Source organism: Helicobacter canis (genome assembly GCF_008693005.1).
Taxonomy (GTDB): Bacteria; Campylobacterota; Campylobacteria; order Campylobacterales; family Helicobacteraceae; genus Helicobacter_B; species Helicobacter_B canis.
In genome coordinates, this window is the sequence record NZ_VXKE01000001.1 from 156370 (window position 1) to 171821 (window position 15452).

General features: G+C 44.1%; 17 protein-coding genes and 1 tRNA gene. 2 read left to right on the forward strand and 16 right to left on the reverse strand.

Annotation, left to right across the window (positions count from 1 at the left end):
* Window positions 1-8: 8 nt before the first annotated feature.
* Window positions 9-428 carry a 50S ribosomal protein L13 gene (gene rplM, locus F4V45_RS00715; protein WP_147600339.1) on the reverse strand — a complete coding sequence of 140 codons (420 nt, stop codon included), beginning with the start codon at window positions 426-428 and terminating at the stop codon, window positions 9-11.
* A gap of 304 nt (window positions 429-732) precedes the next feature.
* On the opposite strand from rplM, the gene F4V45_RS00720 reads away from it, so the two are divergent.
* Window positions 733-2811, forward strand: a complete 2079-nt coding sequence (locus tag F4V45_RS00720; RefSeq protein ID WP_150336615.1) for a DUF262 domain-containing protein — start codon at window positions 733-735, stop codon at window positions 2809-2811.
* Window positions 2812-3038: 227 nt separating this feature from the next.
* Here the strand turns inward: F4V45_RS00720 and F4V45_RS00725 are convergent, their stop codons facing one another.
* Together F4V45_RS00725 and pyrH are read right to left on the reverse strand one after the other, a co-directional pair.
* The gene (locus F4V45_RS00725) at window positions 3039-5471 is read right to left on the reverse strand and encodes a tetratricopeptide repeat protein (protein ID WP_150336616.1); all 2433 of its coding nucleotides are present in this window, start codon (window positions 5469-5471) and stop codon (window positions 3039-3041) included.
* Window positions 5472-5486: 15 nt separating this feature from the next.
* Window positions 5487-6200: a UMP kinase gene (gene pyrH, locus F4V45_RS00730; protein ID WP_150336617.1), complete on the reverse strand. Its 714-nt coding sequence runs from the start codon at window positions 6198-6200 to the stop codon at window positions 5487-5489.
* 188 nt (window positions 6201-6388) lie between these two features.
* Here pyrH and F4V45_RS00735 point away from each other — a divergent pair.
* Window positions 6389-6473 (forward strand) — tRNA-Leu (locus F4V45_RS00735).
* Between the two features lie 75 nt (window positions 6474-6548).
* On the opposite strand, the gene F4V45_RS00740 is transcribed toward F4V45_RS00735, so the two are convergent.
* The 13 genes from F4V45_RS00740 to F4V45_RS00800 form a co-directional block, all read right to left on the reverse strand.
* On the reverse strand, window positions 6549-6914 hold the full coding sequence (locus F4V45_RS00740) for a hypothetical protein (RefSeq protein ID WP_150336618.1): 366 nt from the start codon (window positions 6912-6914) through the stop codon (window positions 6549-6551).
* Window positions 6914-7345 (reverse strand): hypothetical protein, encoded by a 432-nt coding sequence (locus tag F4V45_RS00745; protein WP_150336619.1) that lies wholly within the window; start codon window positions 7343-7345, stop codon window positions 6914-6916. Before F4V45_RS00745 ends, F4V45_RS00740 begins: the two co-directional genes overlap by 1 nt.
* Complete coding sequence (locus F4V45_RS00750; RefSeq protein WP_150336620.1) at window positions 7321-7695, reverse strand: hypothetical protein; 375 nt, start codon at window positions 7693-7695, stop codon at window positions 7321-7323. The genes F4V45_RS00745 and F4V45_RS00750 overlap by 25 nt, the downstream gene beginning before the upstream one ends.
* Entirely contained in the window at window positions 7696-8451 is a 756-nt protein-coding gene (locus F4V45_RS00755) for a hypothetical protein (protein WP_150336621.1), read from the reverse strand.
* A 9-nt stretch (window positions 8452-8460) separates the two neighbouring features.
* The gene (locus F4V45_RS00760) at window positions 8461-9111 is read right to left on the reverse strand and encodes a hypothetical protein (RefSeq protein ID WP_150336622.1); all 651 of its coding nucleotides are present in this window, start codon (window positions 9109-9111) and stop codon (window positions 8461-8463) included.
* A 125-nt stretch (window positions 9112-9236) separates the two neighbouring features.
* Window positions 9237-9437: a DUF4006 family protein gene (locus tag F4V45_RS00765; RefSeq protein ID WP_023929038.1), complete on the reverse strand. Its 201-nt coding sequence runs from the start codon at window positions 9435-9437 to the stop codon at window positions 9237-9239.
* A 15-nt stretch (window positions 9438-9452) separates the two neighbouring features.
* Window positions 9453-10328, reverse strand: coding sequence for a cytochrome-c oxidase, cbb3-type subunit III (gene ccoP / locus F4V45_RS00770; RefSeq protein WP_023929039.1), 876 nt, complete (start codon window positions 10326-10328; stop codon window positions 9453-9455).
* On the reverse strand, window positions 10325-10537 hold the full coding sequence (locus F4V45_RS00775) for a cytochrome c oxidase, cbb3-type, CcoQ subunit (protein ID WP_150336623.1): 213 nt from the start codon (window positions 10535-10537) through the stop codon (window positions 10325-10327). The genes ccoP and F4V45_RS00775 overlap by 4 nt, the downstream gene beginning before the upstream one ends.
* A gap of 10 nt (window positions 10538-10547) precedes the next feature.
* On the reverse strand, window positions 10548-11234 hold the full coding sequence (gene ccoO, locus F4V45_RS00780) for a cytochrome-c oxidase, cbb3-type subunit II (protein ID WP_023929043.1): 687 nt from the start codon (window positions 11232-11234) through the stop codon (window positions 10548-10550).
* Between the two features lie 10 nt (window positions 11235-11244).
* Complete coding sequence (gene ccoN, locus F4V45_RS00785) at window positions 11245-12711, reverse strand: cytochrome-c oxidase, cbb3-type subunit I (RefSeq protein ID WP_023929045.1); 1467 nt, start codon at window positions 12709-12711, stop codon at window positions 11245-11247.
* A gap of 111 nt (window positions 12712-12822) precedes the next feature.
* Window positions 12823-14760 (reverse strand): primosomal protein N', encoded by a 1938-nt coding sequence (locus F4V45_RS00790; protein ID WP_150336624.1) that lies wholly within the window; start codon window positions 14758-14760, stop codon window positions 12823-12825.
* Window positions 14760-15170 carry a hypothetical protein gene (locus F4V45_RS00795; RefSeq protein WP_150336625.1) on the reverse strand — a complete coding sequence of 137 codons (411 nt, stop codon included), beginning with the start codon at window positions 15168-15170 and terminating at the stop codon, window positions 14760-14762. Before F4V45_RS00795 ends, F4V45_RS00790 begins: the two co-directional genes overlap by 1 nt.
* Window positions 15163-15414: a hypothetical protein gene (locus F4V45_RS00800; protein WP_150336626.1), complete on the reverse strand. Its 252-nt coding sequence runs from the start codon at window positions 15412-15414 to the stop codon at window positions 15163-15165. The genes F4V45_RS00795 and F4V45_RS00800 overlap by 8 nt, the downstream gene beginning before the upstream one ends.
* Window positions 15415-15452: the final 38 nt, after the last annotated feature.

The following is a 15452-nucleotide window of genomic DNA, read 5'->3' on the forward strand; positions in this document are numbered from 1 at the left end:
TATGTCCTTTACTTGCTTTTTGAGATTTGAGCTGTGTGTGGGTGCTCGCTGCCTTGATAGACTTTAAGCTTTTTAATCATCGCCCTACCAAGCTTCGTCTTAGGTAGCATACCGCGCACTGCTAGGTGGTAGAGCTTCTCTGGAGTTTTGTTAAGCATTTCTTCCAAAGTTTTAGACTTTGTGCTGCCAAAATACCCAGAATGCGTGAAATACTCTTTATCCTGTAGCTTCACACCGCTAAACTTCACCTTGGTCGCATTGATGATGACCACAAAGTCCCCGCAATCGACATTAGGCGTGTAAATGGGCTTATGCTTACCGCGTAGCAGAGTCGCCACCTCGGTGATAAGTCGCCCAAATGTCTTGTCTGTCGCATCGATTAGATGCCACTCTCGCGTGATCTCGCTTGCTTTCATCGATCGTGTCATATTCATAAGATCTCCTTTACTCTAATAGTTGCTTTATGCTTGCAAGTGATGTGTGCTACAAACACGCGCCACACGATTAAACAAGGTGTGATTCTAAGCTAGAAATACTTAAACTTGACTGAAATTGTGTGAAGTTTAAGCTTAGACATTCTTTATAAAAACAATCCCCGCAAAATAAGCTAGCACAAGAAGCACTTAGATTCTAACCTAGATTCTAGGATTTTTTAGGAATTTAAGCTCGTTTTTTTTTTTTTTGATTTAATGCTTGGGCGGTAAGCGCGATCACTTTTAAGGAGCAGTCATAATGAAAGCAAGCCAATCCACCATAAACGACTTTTTTGCCCTAACAAATACGATGTTTTCTATCCCTGTATATCAGCGCAACTACACTTGGGCGCAAACAAACTGCGCTAAATTACTAGAAGATGTTGTGAGTATCGCTAAAAATGAGAAAACGCACTTTATGGGCTCTATCACCTATATTTTGCATTTTATCGATGAAGAAAACAGCCTAAGAAAGCTGCAAGAGTTTGTCATCATCGATGGGCAGCAGCGGATCACCACGATTATGCTCCTGCTTAAAGCCCTAGAGACAAAGACACAAGATGAGAGCATAAAAGATGAGATTAGCAGGCTACTAAGTCTCTCAAAAGGACAGAAACTCCGCCTTAAGCCCATCAAGCGAGATAGAGAAGCCTTTGATCTTGTGATGCAAAATCGCTGGACAGAAATACAAGGCAAATCGCATATCAGGGAGAATTATGCATTTTTCCTAAAAGAGCTTGATAACTATCTAGCCAAGGGATATAGCATAGAGGAGATTTATGGAGCGTTTTTGCGGCTTAAGATTGTAGGTATAGGCTTAGAGCTAGGCGATGATGATCCGCAAGTGGTGTTTGAGAGTATCAACGCCACAGGCGTGCAGCTAACAGGGCTAGATCTCATACGAAATTATCTAATGATGGGCGAGAATTCTGCTAAACAGCAAGAGCTGTATGAAAAGTATTGGATACCTTTAGAAGAGTGGCTTGGCGTAGATGCAAAAGGTGAATCAAAAAATCTAAACGAGTTTATCCTAACTTATTTGCGTATTTACTATGAAGATAAGGTCAAAGAAGGGGAGCGCGAGATTTACTACAGCCTAAAAGCCCACCACAGAGAGCATTTCCCTGATGATATAGAAGCCCTTATGCGTGATATGCGCAAGTATGGCAGAATCTATCAAGTTTTTTTAGAAGGGCATCAATATGGGCTAGAGCAGCCTAATGCCACTGCGCAGCAGCTAGCAAATTTACGCAAGCTTGTGGGTGTTTTGGTAAGCATTAAATTTGGCGTGGCAAAGCCCTTTGTCCTGCGCTTGGCAAGAGACTTTGAAGAAGGCAAGCTAGATTATGAGAACTTCTATGAAATTTTACAAATCCTTATAAGCTACTATGTGCGCAGAAGTGTATGCGGAGAGCAGACTGCCGCACTTAATAAGATTCTATATAGCTTGTATAGAGATTTGGGCGATGAAGTTTCAGCTGATGGGCTGAAGCGATATTTAGGCAGGCAATTTGGCAGAGGGATTTTCCCAAATGATGATCGCATTAAGCAGGCATTTGCTACGCGTAATGCCTATTCACTAAGAAATATTTGTAAATTTATCTTGCTTGAGATAGAAAAGCTAAGCAATGTCGAGCCACCACGAGAAGAGGAGCTAGAAGTGGAGCATTTCTACCCGCAGAGTGCCACACAGGAGTGGCGCGATCTGGTAGGGGACTACTACACTTTTGAGCAAGATTATTGCAATAACTTTGGGAATCTAACCCTTACAGGGCAGAATCTAAAGCTTAGCAACAAGCCCTATGAGGAAAAGATAGAGCTAATGGACAAGCATAGCTCCTTGCATTTAAACGACTATTTTATCAACAGCACAGATTCTTGGGGGATAGATGAAGTGCTAGCTAGGAGCGAGTATCTAGCGCAGCAGTTTTGCCAAGTGGCGATGTTCCAAGATTTGCCCAAGGAATACCGCGCAAGAGAGCTTAGCAAAAGCCTTGATGATGACCTAACTTTCCATAAATTCTCAAGCATAACACTCCCCAATGGGCAAAGACACTTTGCAAGAAACGCTAGCTATCTAGCAAAATCTGTCATAGAGTATTTGCTAGAGAATGCTAGAGACGCCTTTGAGAGCTATACGGGCGATGAGCTACCAAGCTATATCTACTGGGATAGCACTAAGGCTGCTGCTAGGCGCAGAGATGGCACGCTGATCGTGCCCTTTGAAAAGCTAGGATTCTACTTTGTAAGCAATGCGGCTCTAAGAGATGTGGGCAGGAATCTTAAAAGGCTTATAGAAGGCTGCGGACTTAATCCTAGGGAGTTTGTCATCGAGTAGGTAGAATCCACTTTTCACAAGTGGATTCTAGGGCGATAGATTCAGTCTTGGGATAACATTAGCGCGATTATGGGTTTTTGAGATAGTCATTACCACTTTAGGTAACTCCTATCCCAAAAAGCCCACTAAGCCTATCCACAATCCTTGGAATCTTTTTAAAACAATGTCTTTCTCTGTGTTGCAAGTGGTGCTTGCACTGCGTGGCAATGCAAAAAGCTAGAATCTAGCTAGCGCAGTGTGGAGTGCAGCTTATCGCACGCGCCATCTTCGCCATTCTCACAGGCTTGGTAGTAGTAGATCTGCGCTTTTTGCCTGTCTTTTCCAGCTCCCTTGCCTAGCCAAAATGCATCGCCCACTTTCGAGCAGCTAGCATAACTATTGAGACGCAATCTATCCACATAGCCCGCGCGCTCAATCTCAAGCAAATCACACGCCTTTTTATAGAGCTGGGCTTGCTTAATGCCTCCTTTTGATTTGGTGGATTCTAGCCCAGCTAGCACAGCGCAGCTCTCGCTATCATCACGCGCGCAAGCAAGCTCGGCTACCGCACGCAGGCTATCTCTATATTTCTTAGGGCTATCATAAACCTTATCATAAGAGCGCATAAGTGTCCTGCACGCGAGGTTTGAGCCATCTTTGCACACCTTTTCAAACTGCGCTAAATCCGCCTTTGTCAGCTTGCCATCTTTATAAATCACTTTGAGCATAAAGGTCTTTTGCACTTCTAGGATTGCATTTGCTTTTGTTTTATCGCAGCCTTCTAGCAGGTATTCTAATGGCGCGCAAGCACTTGCTACAAGCTCTTTGGCAGAATCCACAATCTTGGCTGCTTCATATTCTTTAGCACGCGCGAGAAGCCCTAGACAGCCTAGCTCCTCTCCGCGCGCGCAGGATTTTTGCAAGTAGGGCAGTGAGCCGGCTAGATCGCGCGGAAGCGATGAGACATCAATCCCCTTGCTTGCAAAGTGCTTGATCTGCTCCTGCCTTAGCGCAAGTAGCTCACCTAGCATAGCACACGAGCCGCTATGCCCTAGCTCACAGCCCCTTTTGCTAGATTCTAGCACCTCTGTAATGCCCACTTTGCTCCCCTTAGCCTTTTCTGCGCCCTTTTTTGTATCTCTGCCCTTTGCTTCATCTTTGCTTGTTGCTTGCCCTGATAGCACTAGCTCGCTAAACATCGCGCAAGACTCCCCCACCCCTGCCTTACAATTTGCTAGCAAAAGGCTTAGATCTTTTGTGCGAGCAGCGGTGATTTGGCACGCTTTTATGCTGCCCTTTTGGCATAGCTCGCTGATTTTTTCACTTGAAAGCTTGCTGAAGTCTTGCAAGTCAAGCGCGAAGCTTGGGGATTGTATGCGCGCTAGGATTGCTTGCTGCTTGGGAGATAGGGCAGAATCTATGGGCGCTGGAGCAGGCGGCGCAGGGTCTTGCAGTGATTCTTCTAGCGATTCTTGCACAAGCTTTTGCGCGCTTTTTTGGAGCGTTTGACACATCGCGCTGGTATTTGTGGGGCTTGGGATTAGACGCAAATGCGTGGAGTCTTTTGCTTTATCTTGCTCCCTATCTTGCGTATAGTATAGCTCGAAGCAGTTCTGCCTATCTTGTAGGAAAAAGACTCGCTCTCCCCTTACCATATCTGGCAAATCACTCTGCGATATATACGCACCTTGTAAGCAGAGCTTTTGAGCTTGCTTTGGCAAAATAGCAGAATCTAGGCAGGGAGCAAGCCCACTTTGTGCCATAGATTCTAAGATCTGCTTGGTTTTGCTTTTTTGCGTGTAAAGGCGCAAGAGGTATTTAGCGCGGTAGAGTCTGGAAAGATACTCGTGTGCAAAATACCCTAGAAATGCCCCAAACCACGCATTATCCTCAAAGCCTTGCAGCTCCTTTATAAGTGGCTCAAGCTCTTTGCTAGGATAAGCACGCAAGCTCTCAAAGCCCAAGTCCTTGAATAGCTCGCCAGAATCTTGGATATTAGCAACTAGAGCAAAAAGCGCGAAGCCTTGCATACCATACCCCAAGACTTCTTGCAGCTGTGGATCTTTGCTTTGGAGCGAGCGGAAAGTATTGGCAAGATTAAATAGCTCACTCTCGTGTCCGCAGCCCCCGCTTATGCAAACTTTGGGCGGCTTGTAGCTGCTAAGAAAGTGGAAAAACTCTCCCCCAAAGCTTAGGACAAAGGCATTTTGCTCTGCCAAAAAGCTCTCCCAAGCAAGTTCTATCTTTTTGTGTGCGTGCTCTTCTTTTGGCACAACGATTTTGGATTCTACTATGGAATCTGTATCGAAGAAAGCAGCCAAGCCGCCATTATCGCGCACATACTCTGTGGCAAAGCGCAGCAAAGCCACGCGGAAAAACACTTCATAGGCTTTGACGAAGTCTCTTTGCTCCTGTGTTGTAGCAAGCTTGCGTAAATGCGCGATCGCAGGAGAAAATTGCTCCACATACTGCCCACTTAAATCCCACAATCGCACTTGAGGCGTCTTGCTAAGTGGAGGCAGTGTAGCTTGGGGCTTGGCACTGCTAGAATCCACTTTGCTCTGCTTAGATTCTAGCACCAGCGGCACAAAGCGTTCAAGCGTGGCTGGGGCATTTGCCATAGAAAGCGTGCATAGAACTCCCACAAAGCCACATAAGCGCACAACAAGTAAGCGTATCATCGCAATAGCTTAAGATTATCGCACGACAGAAAACACACCCTTGCCATCACGCACGATTTCAAGGAGATTTCCTGCTTTAAACATATTGCAGACAATGATAGGGAGGCGATTATCTTTAGCTAGAGCGATTGCTGTATCGTCCATTACCTTGATATTTTCAGCCAACGCCGCGTCATAAGAGATAGTATCAAGCCGCTTGGCATCAGGGTATTTCTTAGGGTCTTTGTCATACACACCATCAACCTTTGTGGCTTTAATCACATAGTCCGCCCCAATTTCTACCGCACGCAGCGTGGCTGTCGTATCTGTGGTGAAAAATGGATTCCCAGTCCCAGCGGCAAAAATCACCACGCGCCCCTTTTCTAAATGCCGAATAGCACGGCGGTAAATATAGCTCTCGCAAATTTCTTTAATCTCAATCGCGCTTTGCACTCGCACATCAACGCCGCTATGCTCTAGGGCTTCTTGCATAGCCACGGCATTGATCACTGTGGCTAGCATACCCATATAATCCCCACTTGTGCGGCGGATCACCCCACCTTGCGCCGCACTTACTCCGCGGATAATATTCCCCCCGCCAATGACAATGCCCACTTCTATATCCGCTTCTAGTAGCGAAGCGATTTCCTCTGCGATGTAGCTAAGAATCTTTGGCTCAATCCCAAAGCCATTCTCCCCAGCCAATGCCTCGCCAGAAAACTTCACCAAAACGCGCTTTTTCTTTTCCATTCTTATCCTTTTAAATTTTGGCGAGATTATAAGCTTTTAATATAACAAAGAGATAAATCACGCCAAGTCCAAGCCATACTCATAACTAATGCCACTAGAATCCAAGCCGCGCGCCACTACCAGCCCTTAAAGTCGCATTTTCAGCTACTTTTAAACATTATAGACTATAATGCCCATTTTATTTGTTTGCGGAAGTGGCGAAACTGGCAGACGCACCAGACTTAGGATCTGGCGCCGCAAGGCATGGAGGTTCAAGTCCTCTCTTCCGCACCACTTTCTTAAGTCCTACATCTACAATACTTAAAGCTAGAATCTATCTATACAAATCCCACCAAGATTGAGCGTGCGCTATGGTGTTAATGTCAATTCTTTCGTGCTGCGGATAGTTTGCCCTGTGCGGCGATTGATGGCTTCAATATACATAGCTACCCTATCTCCAATGATCTCAAACCCACCTATATAATCAGCATCTAGCACAAAATCCCCAGAAGTAATATGCGAGGCAAGGCAGATTCTAGCTACTTGCTCTAGCGAGCGTAGATACAAAGCAGACTGGAATCGTATATGCGAGTTTGTCAGCCTATCTAGCGTAATACCCGTGCTTGTGCGGAGACTTGTGAGAAAAAAGCTAATGAGTAGTAAAAACATAGCTGCATAGAGCAAGGCATAGGCTTTTGATACTTTGGAGTGTGGATTGGGCTTTGCTGGCTGCATTAGCGTAGCCAGCCTACACGATTGATACAAAATGTCTTACTGCCAAGATCTGTGCATACATCTATGCTAAAGGCACTATTAGGCAAGGTCTTTACATCAAATCTCGTAATATCTTGTGCCAATAACACACCATCAAGAAATAGCGCGCTTCCTTGCAGGCTAATCGTATGCGATGCGCTCTGCAGTGTAGAATCTACAAATACAAAGCTAGATTCTGTCTCTAGGTAGTTACGCACAATATCTGCGGTATTAGATAGTGAAATTTGCGCAAGGCTTACGCTAGTTTTTGCGATAGAGTGCCTGTGAAGCGATAGGGCGACTTGCACTAGTGTAATAGAGATAAGTGACAAAATCACAATACCAAACACAAGCTCCATTAGCACAAATGCCCTTGCAGTGCTGGAAGCTACGGAGACTTTGGCTTGTCGCATACTTGTGGGACAAAAAGCTTAAAGGTGCTTTGAGACTGAGTAGTGCTAAATAGCTCCCCCTCGCAAAACAATCCATCGTTACCAAGGATAATGTGCGGCTTTGGGGCGATTTTAGATTCTAGCTCTTGGAGTGCTTTCTCCTGCACGATGTCTAGCTCAGCTACGGGTAGCTCGCCACTTGCAGACCTAGAGAGATAAAACTGCGCTAGAATCCCAAACGCCACCCCAATGACAACAAGCGCAAACACGATCTCTAACATCACAAACGCATAAGAATAGCGCGCAAAATAGGAAGAAACACGCACCCGATCAATCGCACAAGCATTGGAGCGCACAATAAAATCTAGCATCTATTGTGGCTTTGGCATACTGAAAAACTCTTTTTCCAGCACGACAAAGAGATCCTTGCAGCAATCCTGTGCGCCTTGCTGTGCTGGATTTTGCTTGGCTGTAATTTGTAGCGAGATAATCCAGCGTCCTTCTGGCTCTATCTCAAATGATGGGCTTACAAACACCTGCTCCCTAGCGTCAAACATCATCTTTCCTATTGGAATCTGCGCGCCCTTATGCTCTGGAACACTCTTTACAAATGAGCCATCTTTAGTGTCATAAATATAAATCTCTTGGGCTTTAATATCGCCTATTTTTTGGATAAACACCTCGATACTAAGCTCCGGCAAGGTTTGGGATTTACTATCAACCTTGTCAGCAAGCAAGTAGATTGTATTAAGCGTTTTGGTAAGTAAGATGTTTGGCGAGTTATCTTCTTGCTTATCTCTATGTGGAGGGCGTAAGTATGGGGAATTTGGCTTTAGCACACTATCTTTTGTGGGCTTGAGATTTGCCTGAATGTAAAAATCATAATGCTCTTGCAATGCACTTGTGTCTTCAAGTAGCTGATTGATCATCGTGTCTGTATCAGAATGCTTTTGAAAAAATGGACGATCGTCATAAACCGGGTGCTTTACAGAAATATACACAGAGATACAAATCAAAATGATACCGATAAAAATCGCAAGCAAAATGCCATAGGGCCACAAATTTCTCGGCTTTTTTTGCGTAGTATTAGAATCTTGGACAGAATTATTTGAAATATTTACTCCCATATAGAATCCTTATGAAGAAGATTTACGAGAAAAATGCGCAAGCGCAAAAAGCCCCAGCAAAATCAGCACCATAGCATACATAATAAAACGCACAAAAGAGCGCACGCCCTGCTCGTTTGTGCTGATATTGTGCTCAAATTTTACAGCATATTGGCTAGCGATTATGTCAGCAATCTCAGCATAGCCATTGAGCAAAATCGCCGAAAGACGCTGCGGTGTAATGTCTTGCTCCTTTTCTGGGATAAGCGGTGCCATATAGTCAAAATACACAGAATCCAACACTTTTGCCCCAAGAAATGCCTGCAAATCACTACTGCTAATAAGGTCAAATTTCCGCTTTTGCACAAATAGCGAAACAACAACATAGGGCTGCTGAAGCTGCGCATAAACTATCGATTGATATTCTTTGCGCGCCTGCTTAGTTGGATATTTTGGAGGGATAGCAATATCATCAATAATATCAACATACACTCTAATGCCGGTCTTTTGAAAAATCTCTGCTGAGAGAAGTTGTATTAGCTCCTGTGTCTTTGACACAAGAACGCCGTGTGTATTGCCGATAACATAGCCATTAGGGGATCGGCTACTACTATCGGCATATAGTAATGCAGAAGCAAAACATAGCGCAATTAAAGCAAGTCTTTTTAAAAATAGCTTCAAGCCATTCCTTCACACTAGATGTAAAAGCCCATCAGGAATAAAGGCAATCACAATAGACACAACACCCAAAACAACTAACAACGCACCCAATAATTTTTCTGCTGCTGTAAACATCAAACTCTCCTTTATTGTGCATCTTGGAAGAAATTTTTATTTTCTACACTTTGTGCTTTAATGTCTTTGTAGTCTTTAAACTCATAGTAGTTCTGCGCGTTTGCACTTTGGACACTCACTGCCAAGAAGCCAAAGCCTATGGCAAGCACGACAACAAGCAAAACCGCCACCAAATATCCCAAAAGCCCATTTACACCAAATAGTCCATTCATCTCTTACTCCTTAAATTAGTCATTCACTGCTAGAGAGCTAATATAAGCAGCTAGTGCCTCTACTTGTCTTTCGCTAAAGTTTGCATAGTTGAAAGAAGGCATCTTGCCTATAAAGCCCTTCTTACCATTTCTCAAAACCTGCTCAACAAGCACATAATCCCCATAAGTATTAAGGTTAGAAGCAAAGCCTTCTATGCCATTTGCATTACCACTCCCATCATTAGCGTGGCAAGTAGCACAAACATTTTGATAAACAGCTTTCCCAGCTTCCACATCAGCTTGTGAGTATTTAGTAGATTTGCTAGGTGAAAAAGTCTTCATAACATAGGCTGCGACCTGTCGCTTTTCATCATCACTAGTAAGCAATCCGGGAGGCATATCCCCAGCAATATAATTAAGCCCCTTGCTTCCCATCTCTATAGTGTGGATAATGCCTTCTTCCTTGCCCCAAGCACGAAGATTTTGCGCTTGACCATTGATACCTTCAGCATTAAGTCCGTGGCATTGTGAGCACTGCACTAGGAAAATCCCCTCGCCCATATCGATCTTATCTTGTGGTGTAAGATTTTGCCACTGCTGCTCAAACTTCTCATTGCTAGCCTTGACTTCTTCATTATATTGTCCAATTTGTGAAAAGCTCTTAAGGGGATAGCCAAAAAACATATACCAGAATCCCCAAATAATGACCAAGATAAAGATTACAAGCCACCCCATAGGAATGTCGTTTTTATACTCCTTAATACCATCCCAATCATGCTCTGTCAGCTCACCATCATTCTCCGCTGTTTTCATCTTTTTAACATAAAAACCAACCACATAGATAGTGATCACCAAGATCGCCACTGCACCCAATAAACCGATTACATTGACACTATCACTCAACCAATTCATCTCTGCTCCTTTTGTGTAATTCTAGGCTCTACAAGATCATCGTGTAAGTCATCACGCACAGCTAACTCGCCATACTTCTCATAATCGCGTATTCCGTGTTTTTGCCGACTCCACATAGAAACCGCATAAGAATACAAAAACACAATAAGAACAGCTGTTACGACAAAATACACGCCCACTCGTAGATACTCTATAGTCTCCGCGCTCATATCAAACCACCTATTTTGTTCTTCGCTCTTGTCCTAAGCTGTTAAGGTAAGCTATTAATGCCACGATCTCTTTCACTTCGCCCTTTTCCAAAGCATCTTTTATCTCTTGAGACTTCATATCATCAACGATTGCTTGGGCTTCTTGCAGGTAGATTTTTTTCGCCTCTTCAATATCTGCCCCAATAGCAACACCACCCTCAGTATTATATGGCACAGCAAACACTTTCATCTGCGTGTATGCCTCAGCATACGCTGTATTGAAGTCTGCATCCTTAGTGTAAAGATGCTTATAGGCTGGCATTATAGAAGCTGGGACAACACTTTTTGGATCTAGCATATGTTTCTCGTGCCAATCAGTCGTCCTGCTATCACCAATTCTATGAAGATCTGGTCCTGTGCGCTTAGATCCCCATAAAAATGGGCGATCATAAGCATACTCACCATTGATACTTGCCATACCATAACGATCAGTTTCAGCTTGGAATGGACGAATGAGCTGTGAGTGGCAATTGTAGCAACCCTCATTTATATACACCTGACGCCCTGCTGTCTCCAGCAAAGAGTAAGGCTTAAGCCCAACGATTGGGCGAGAAGACTTAGAAAAATCAGGCAAAATCTCCACAAGCCCAGCAATAGAGAACACGATCAAAAACGCTACCGTGAAAAAGAATGGATTTTTTTCCAACCAACTAAACATAGATTCCTCCTTATGCAGCCATAGGTGAAGCAGACTTAGGCTCGCTCTCTAGCTGTCTCGCTGCTGTTATAGTCATTACAACATTGTAGATAAACATTACAAAGCCCACTAGATACATTGTCCCGCCGATCGCTCTTATCAAGTAGTAAGGGAAAAGCACGCTCACTGTGTCGATAAATTGGTAAGCAAGGTAGCCATTTTGATCCACATCTCTCCACATCATTCCTTGTGTGATACCAGCGATCCACATACTAGAGAAGTAGAATACGATCCCTATTGTCATAATCCAAAATTGTATATCCATAATCTTGCGTGAGTAGATCTCTCGCTTATACATTCTAGGAAGCATATGATAAGAAGCAGCAATAATCGTGAATCCTACCCAGCCCAGCACACCATCATGCACATGCCCAACAATCCAGTCAGTAAAGTGTGCAAGAGCATTAACAGACTTGATTGATTGAATTGGACCTTCAAGTGTGGAAAGCATATAGAATGTAGCTGCCAGCATAAGGAATTTTATCAATGGTGATTCTTTAAGCTGATGCCACTGCCCACGCATAGTAAGCAGCATATTAACCGCTGTCCCCCAAGAAGGTAGAATCAAAATCACGGAAAACACCATACCAAGTGTCTGCACCCAATCAGGAACAGTGGAGTAAATAACATGGTGTCCGCCCGCCCAAATATAGATAAACATCAAACTCCAAAATGAAAATAGCGTAAGCTTATAAGAGAATATGCTCTGCCCAGATTCTTTTGGCAAGAAGTAGTAAATCACACCAATAATCCCAGAGGTGAAAACAAATGCCACAGCATTATGCCCCCACCACCACTGGATAAGCGCGTCATTGCTACCTGCATAGAGCGAAATTGAGTGCCAGATACTTCCTGTCCCAGCGACAAAGTAAGTAGGGATAGCAAGGTTATTAAAGATAAAAAGCACGGCAATAGCAGTAAAAGTAGCGATGAAATACCACAAGGAGATATAGATCACATTTTCTCTACGCACACCCATAGAGCCAAACATACTAACACCCCAAAGCACCCATACCACAACCACAAGCAAGTCAAGTGGCCAAGCTAGCTCTGCATACTCCTTAGACTGCGTAATCCCAGCAAACAGAGTGATAACCGCCAAAACAAGTAGCAAAATATAAATCCAAAAATGCGCCAACCCCACAAACTTCAAAAATGGGTGTTGGTGGTAAGTGATCTTAAGCACTCTTTGCCCCAAATAATACCAAGCTGCCCAAATCCCACTTAGCGTGAAACCATAAATAATCCCATTTGTATGCAATGGTCGCAATCTACCAAAAATACCATACTCACCAGCAATATAATTTAGATCTGGAAACGCCAACTGAAACGCAAGCACCACACCAATAAGCATACCGATAAACCCAAATGCCAAGGTGGAGTATAAAAACAACTTTGCTATAGAATAGTCATATTCTAAGACCGCATCGCTCTGCATTTTCTCTCCTTTTTGTAAGAAATTGGGACTATTCTAGCTTATTTTTCCCTTTTGTAGTCTTAAATTTTACTTTTTGGCAGGGGAATTAATCTTTGATTAACCAAAATATCCTTACAAAGTATCAATACAATCTATATCCACTTCTATCTCGCCAAGATTCTCCATAGCACGCAGCATATCGCTATGTTTTTGCGCACTTAGCAAGATATGAAACCGCCATTTATCTGCTATGCGCTCAATTGCATTTGCCCCATACCCTAGCACTTCAACGCCATCTCCAGCCCGCAAGGCTTGCAAAATTGCCAGCATACTCTCCTGCGCTTTTGCCTTAGAGCGATGATCACAATGGATCATCGCAAGTCGTCTAAAAGGTGGGTAGGAAGATGAGCGATATGCAAGCTCCCATTGCAAAAACACTTCATAATCATCTAAAAACCCCTTAAGCCACTCACTCTGCAAGCTCTGTATAAATACTTTTCCACTCTCCTTGCGCCCAGCACGCCCAGCAATCTGGTGCAAAAGTGCCACACCACGCTCAAGGCTGCGAAAATCCCCGCCTTGCAGCACATAATCAATCCCCAGCACACACACAAGTGCGACATTGTGGTAATCGTGCCCCTTGCTTAACATCTGCGTGCCTACAAGAATGTCAATCTCCCCAGATTTAAACGCGCTAAGTGTGGCGGCAAGCTTATTTTGCGTGGTGATATGATCTCTGTCAAATATCGCAATGCGCGCTTGGGGGAAGATCGCTTGCAAGTCGGCGGCGACTTGCGCAGTGCCAATGCGCTTGCTTGAGAGATTTTCACCACCACACTTAGGACAAAGACTAGGCAGCACCTCTCTATAATCACAATAATGGCAGCACAGCATATCGCGCGATAGATGCACGCTCATATTTACACTACAAAATGGGCACACAAAGCCATAGCCACACTCTAGGCATAGCAGGGATTTAAAATTCGCGCGAGTGGGGACAAATACAATCGCTTGCTTTTGCTGCTGTAACACTTCTTGCAGTAGCAAAAGCAGCCTATCGCTTAGGGAAGTAAAAGTGGATTCTAGGATAAATTCCTTTTGCGCTTGGTAGAATCCACCTTTTATACGGAAGAGATAGCCGCCATCTTTGGCGCGTTTGTAGCTTGTGAGGCTTGGCGTGGCAGAGCCTAGCACAGCCTTAATACCTGCGTGCCTACTTAGCAAAACAGCCAAATCACGCGCATTATACCTAGGGCTACTCATCGACTTATACGCATCATCGTGCTCCTCATCGACAATAACCACCCCTATGTTTGCAAGTGGTAAAAATAGCGCACTGCGTGCGCCTGCGATGATTTTTATCTGCTGATTATGCAAACCTTGTAGGATTTCCTTCTTTTTGCGCGGCGAAACCTTGCTATGCCAAAGTGCTACACAATCCCCAAATACCCCCTGCAATCTCGCTAGAGTTTGTGGAGTTAGGGCAATTTCTGGCATAAGAAACAGCGCAGCTTTATCTTCACACAAAGCGCACGCTATGGCGTGGAAGTAAATTTCTGTTTTCCCACTACCTGTATCGCCAAAGAGTAGGCTTAAAGGTTTAGATTCTATAAACGCATAGGCTTTTGCTTGAGTGGGGCTTAGTGCGGGGAGTTTAGAGAAGATTTGCTGCTTTTGTGCGCGATTAAGCCTAGAGCGCAAGGGTATATCATAAAATCTCAAAGCTCCACTTGATAAGGGATTTAGATTCTGTCTTAATGGCGTTGCTAGCGCAAGTGTGGGGGTGTGCGCAAATGCGAGAAAAAGCTTGTAAGACTCTGGCAGATTTGCACGATAATAGTAAGCAATAAAGCGCGCTAAAAATCGCTGCACACTTCCAAAATACCCCCGCACATCTATGATATTTTTACAAGTAAAATCTGGTGCTTGTGTTTGTGCAATCACCACGCCATCATAGATTTTTTTGCGGACTTGTATGCCTACAAGTGTGCCTACTGCAAGGGGAGTTTGCGCAGTGTAGGTAAGCAAAGGCGAGCGCACCCCAAGCGGTGCGATATGGTAAAAAGGCATTATTCTGTGGTATCTTTTTGCGCAAGTGGGGATTCTTGCCTTTGTAGCAGTGGATCAAATAAATTGGGGGCGTGTGGCTCTTCTTGGATAAAAGTGGATTCTAGGTTTGTAGCAAGCTCATCGCTAGACTTGCTAGAATCTAATGGGCTATCATCTAGTGTGTTTTGCGCAGATGCTAGCAAGGCGTATCTTTGCATACTGAGATCAATCCTAGAATCCACTTCTTGGATTTTAGATTCTAGCTCGCACTTTTTATGCACGACATCTAAATACGCGCGCAAAAGTGTGAGTAAATCTGTATTATTATGTGCAAAAAGCTCTCGTATCTCCGCTCCAGCTTGCTCATTGTAGCCTTTAAGCGATATGCCAAAATCTCTCCCAGAAATCCGCACTTCTAGCTGCTCACTCATTATTGCCCCCGCTAGATTCCTGCTTGCCATCAAGCGTGGTGGAGATTTTGTTATAGAGAGATTCTACGGCGCGGTCGCGACTGCCTATCTCTTCATAAAGTGCAGAGATTTGCAAGTCTTTTTGACTAGACTCTGCGCGTAGGGTCGCTAGCTCCTTGCGTGCGGATTCTAGCTCACTTGCTAGGCTTTCATACGCGCTAAGTAGGGTTGTGATCTTTTCTTCAAGTTGAGTGATTGATGTCATTGATATTCCTTAGGAAGTATGTGTCGCAAGCCACATTG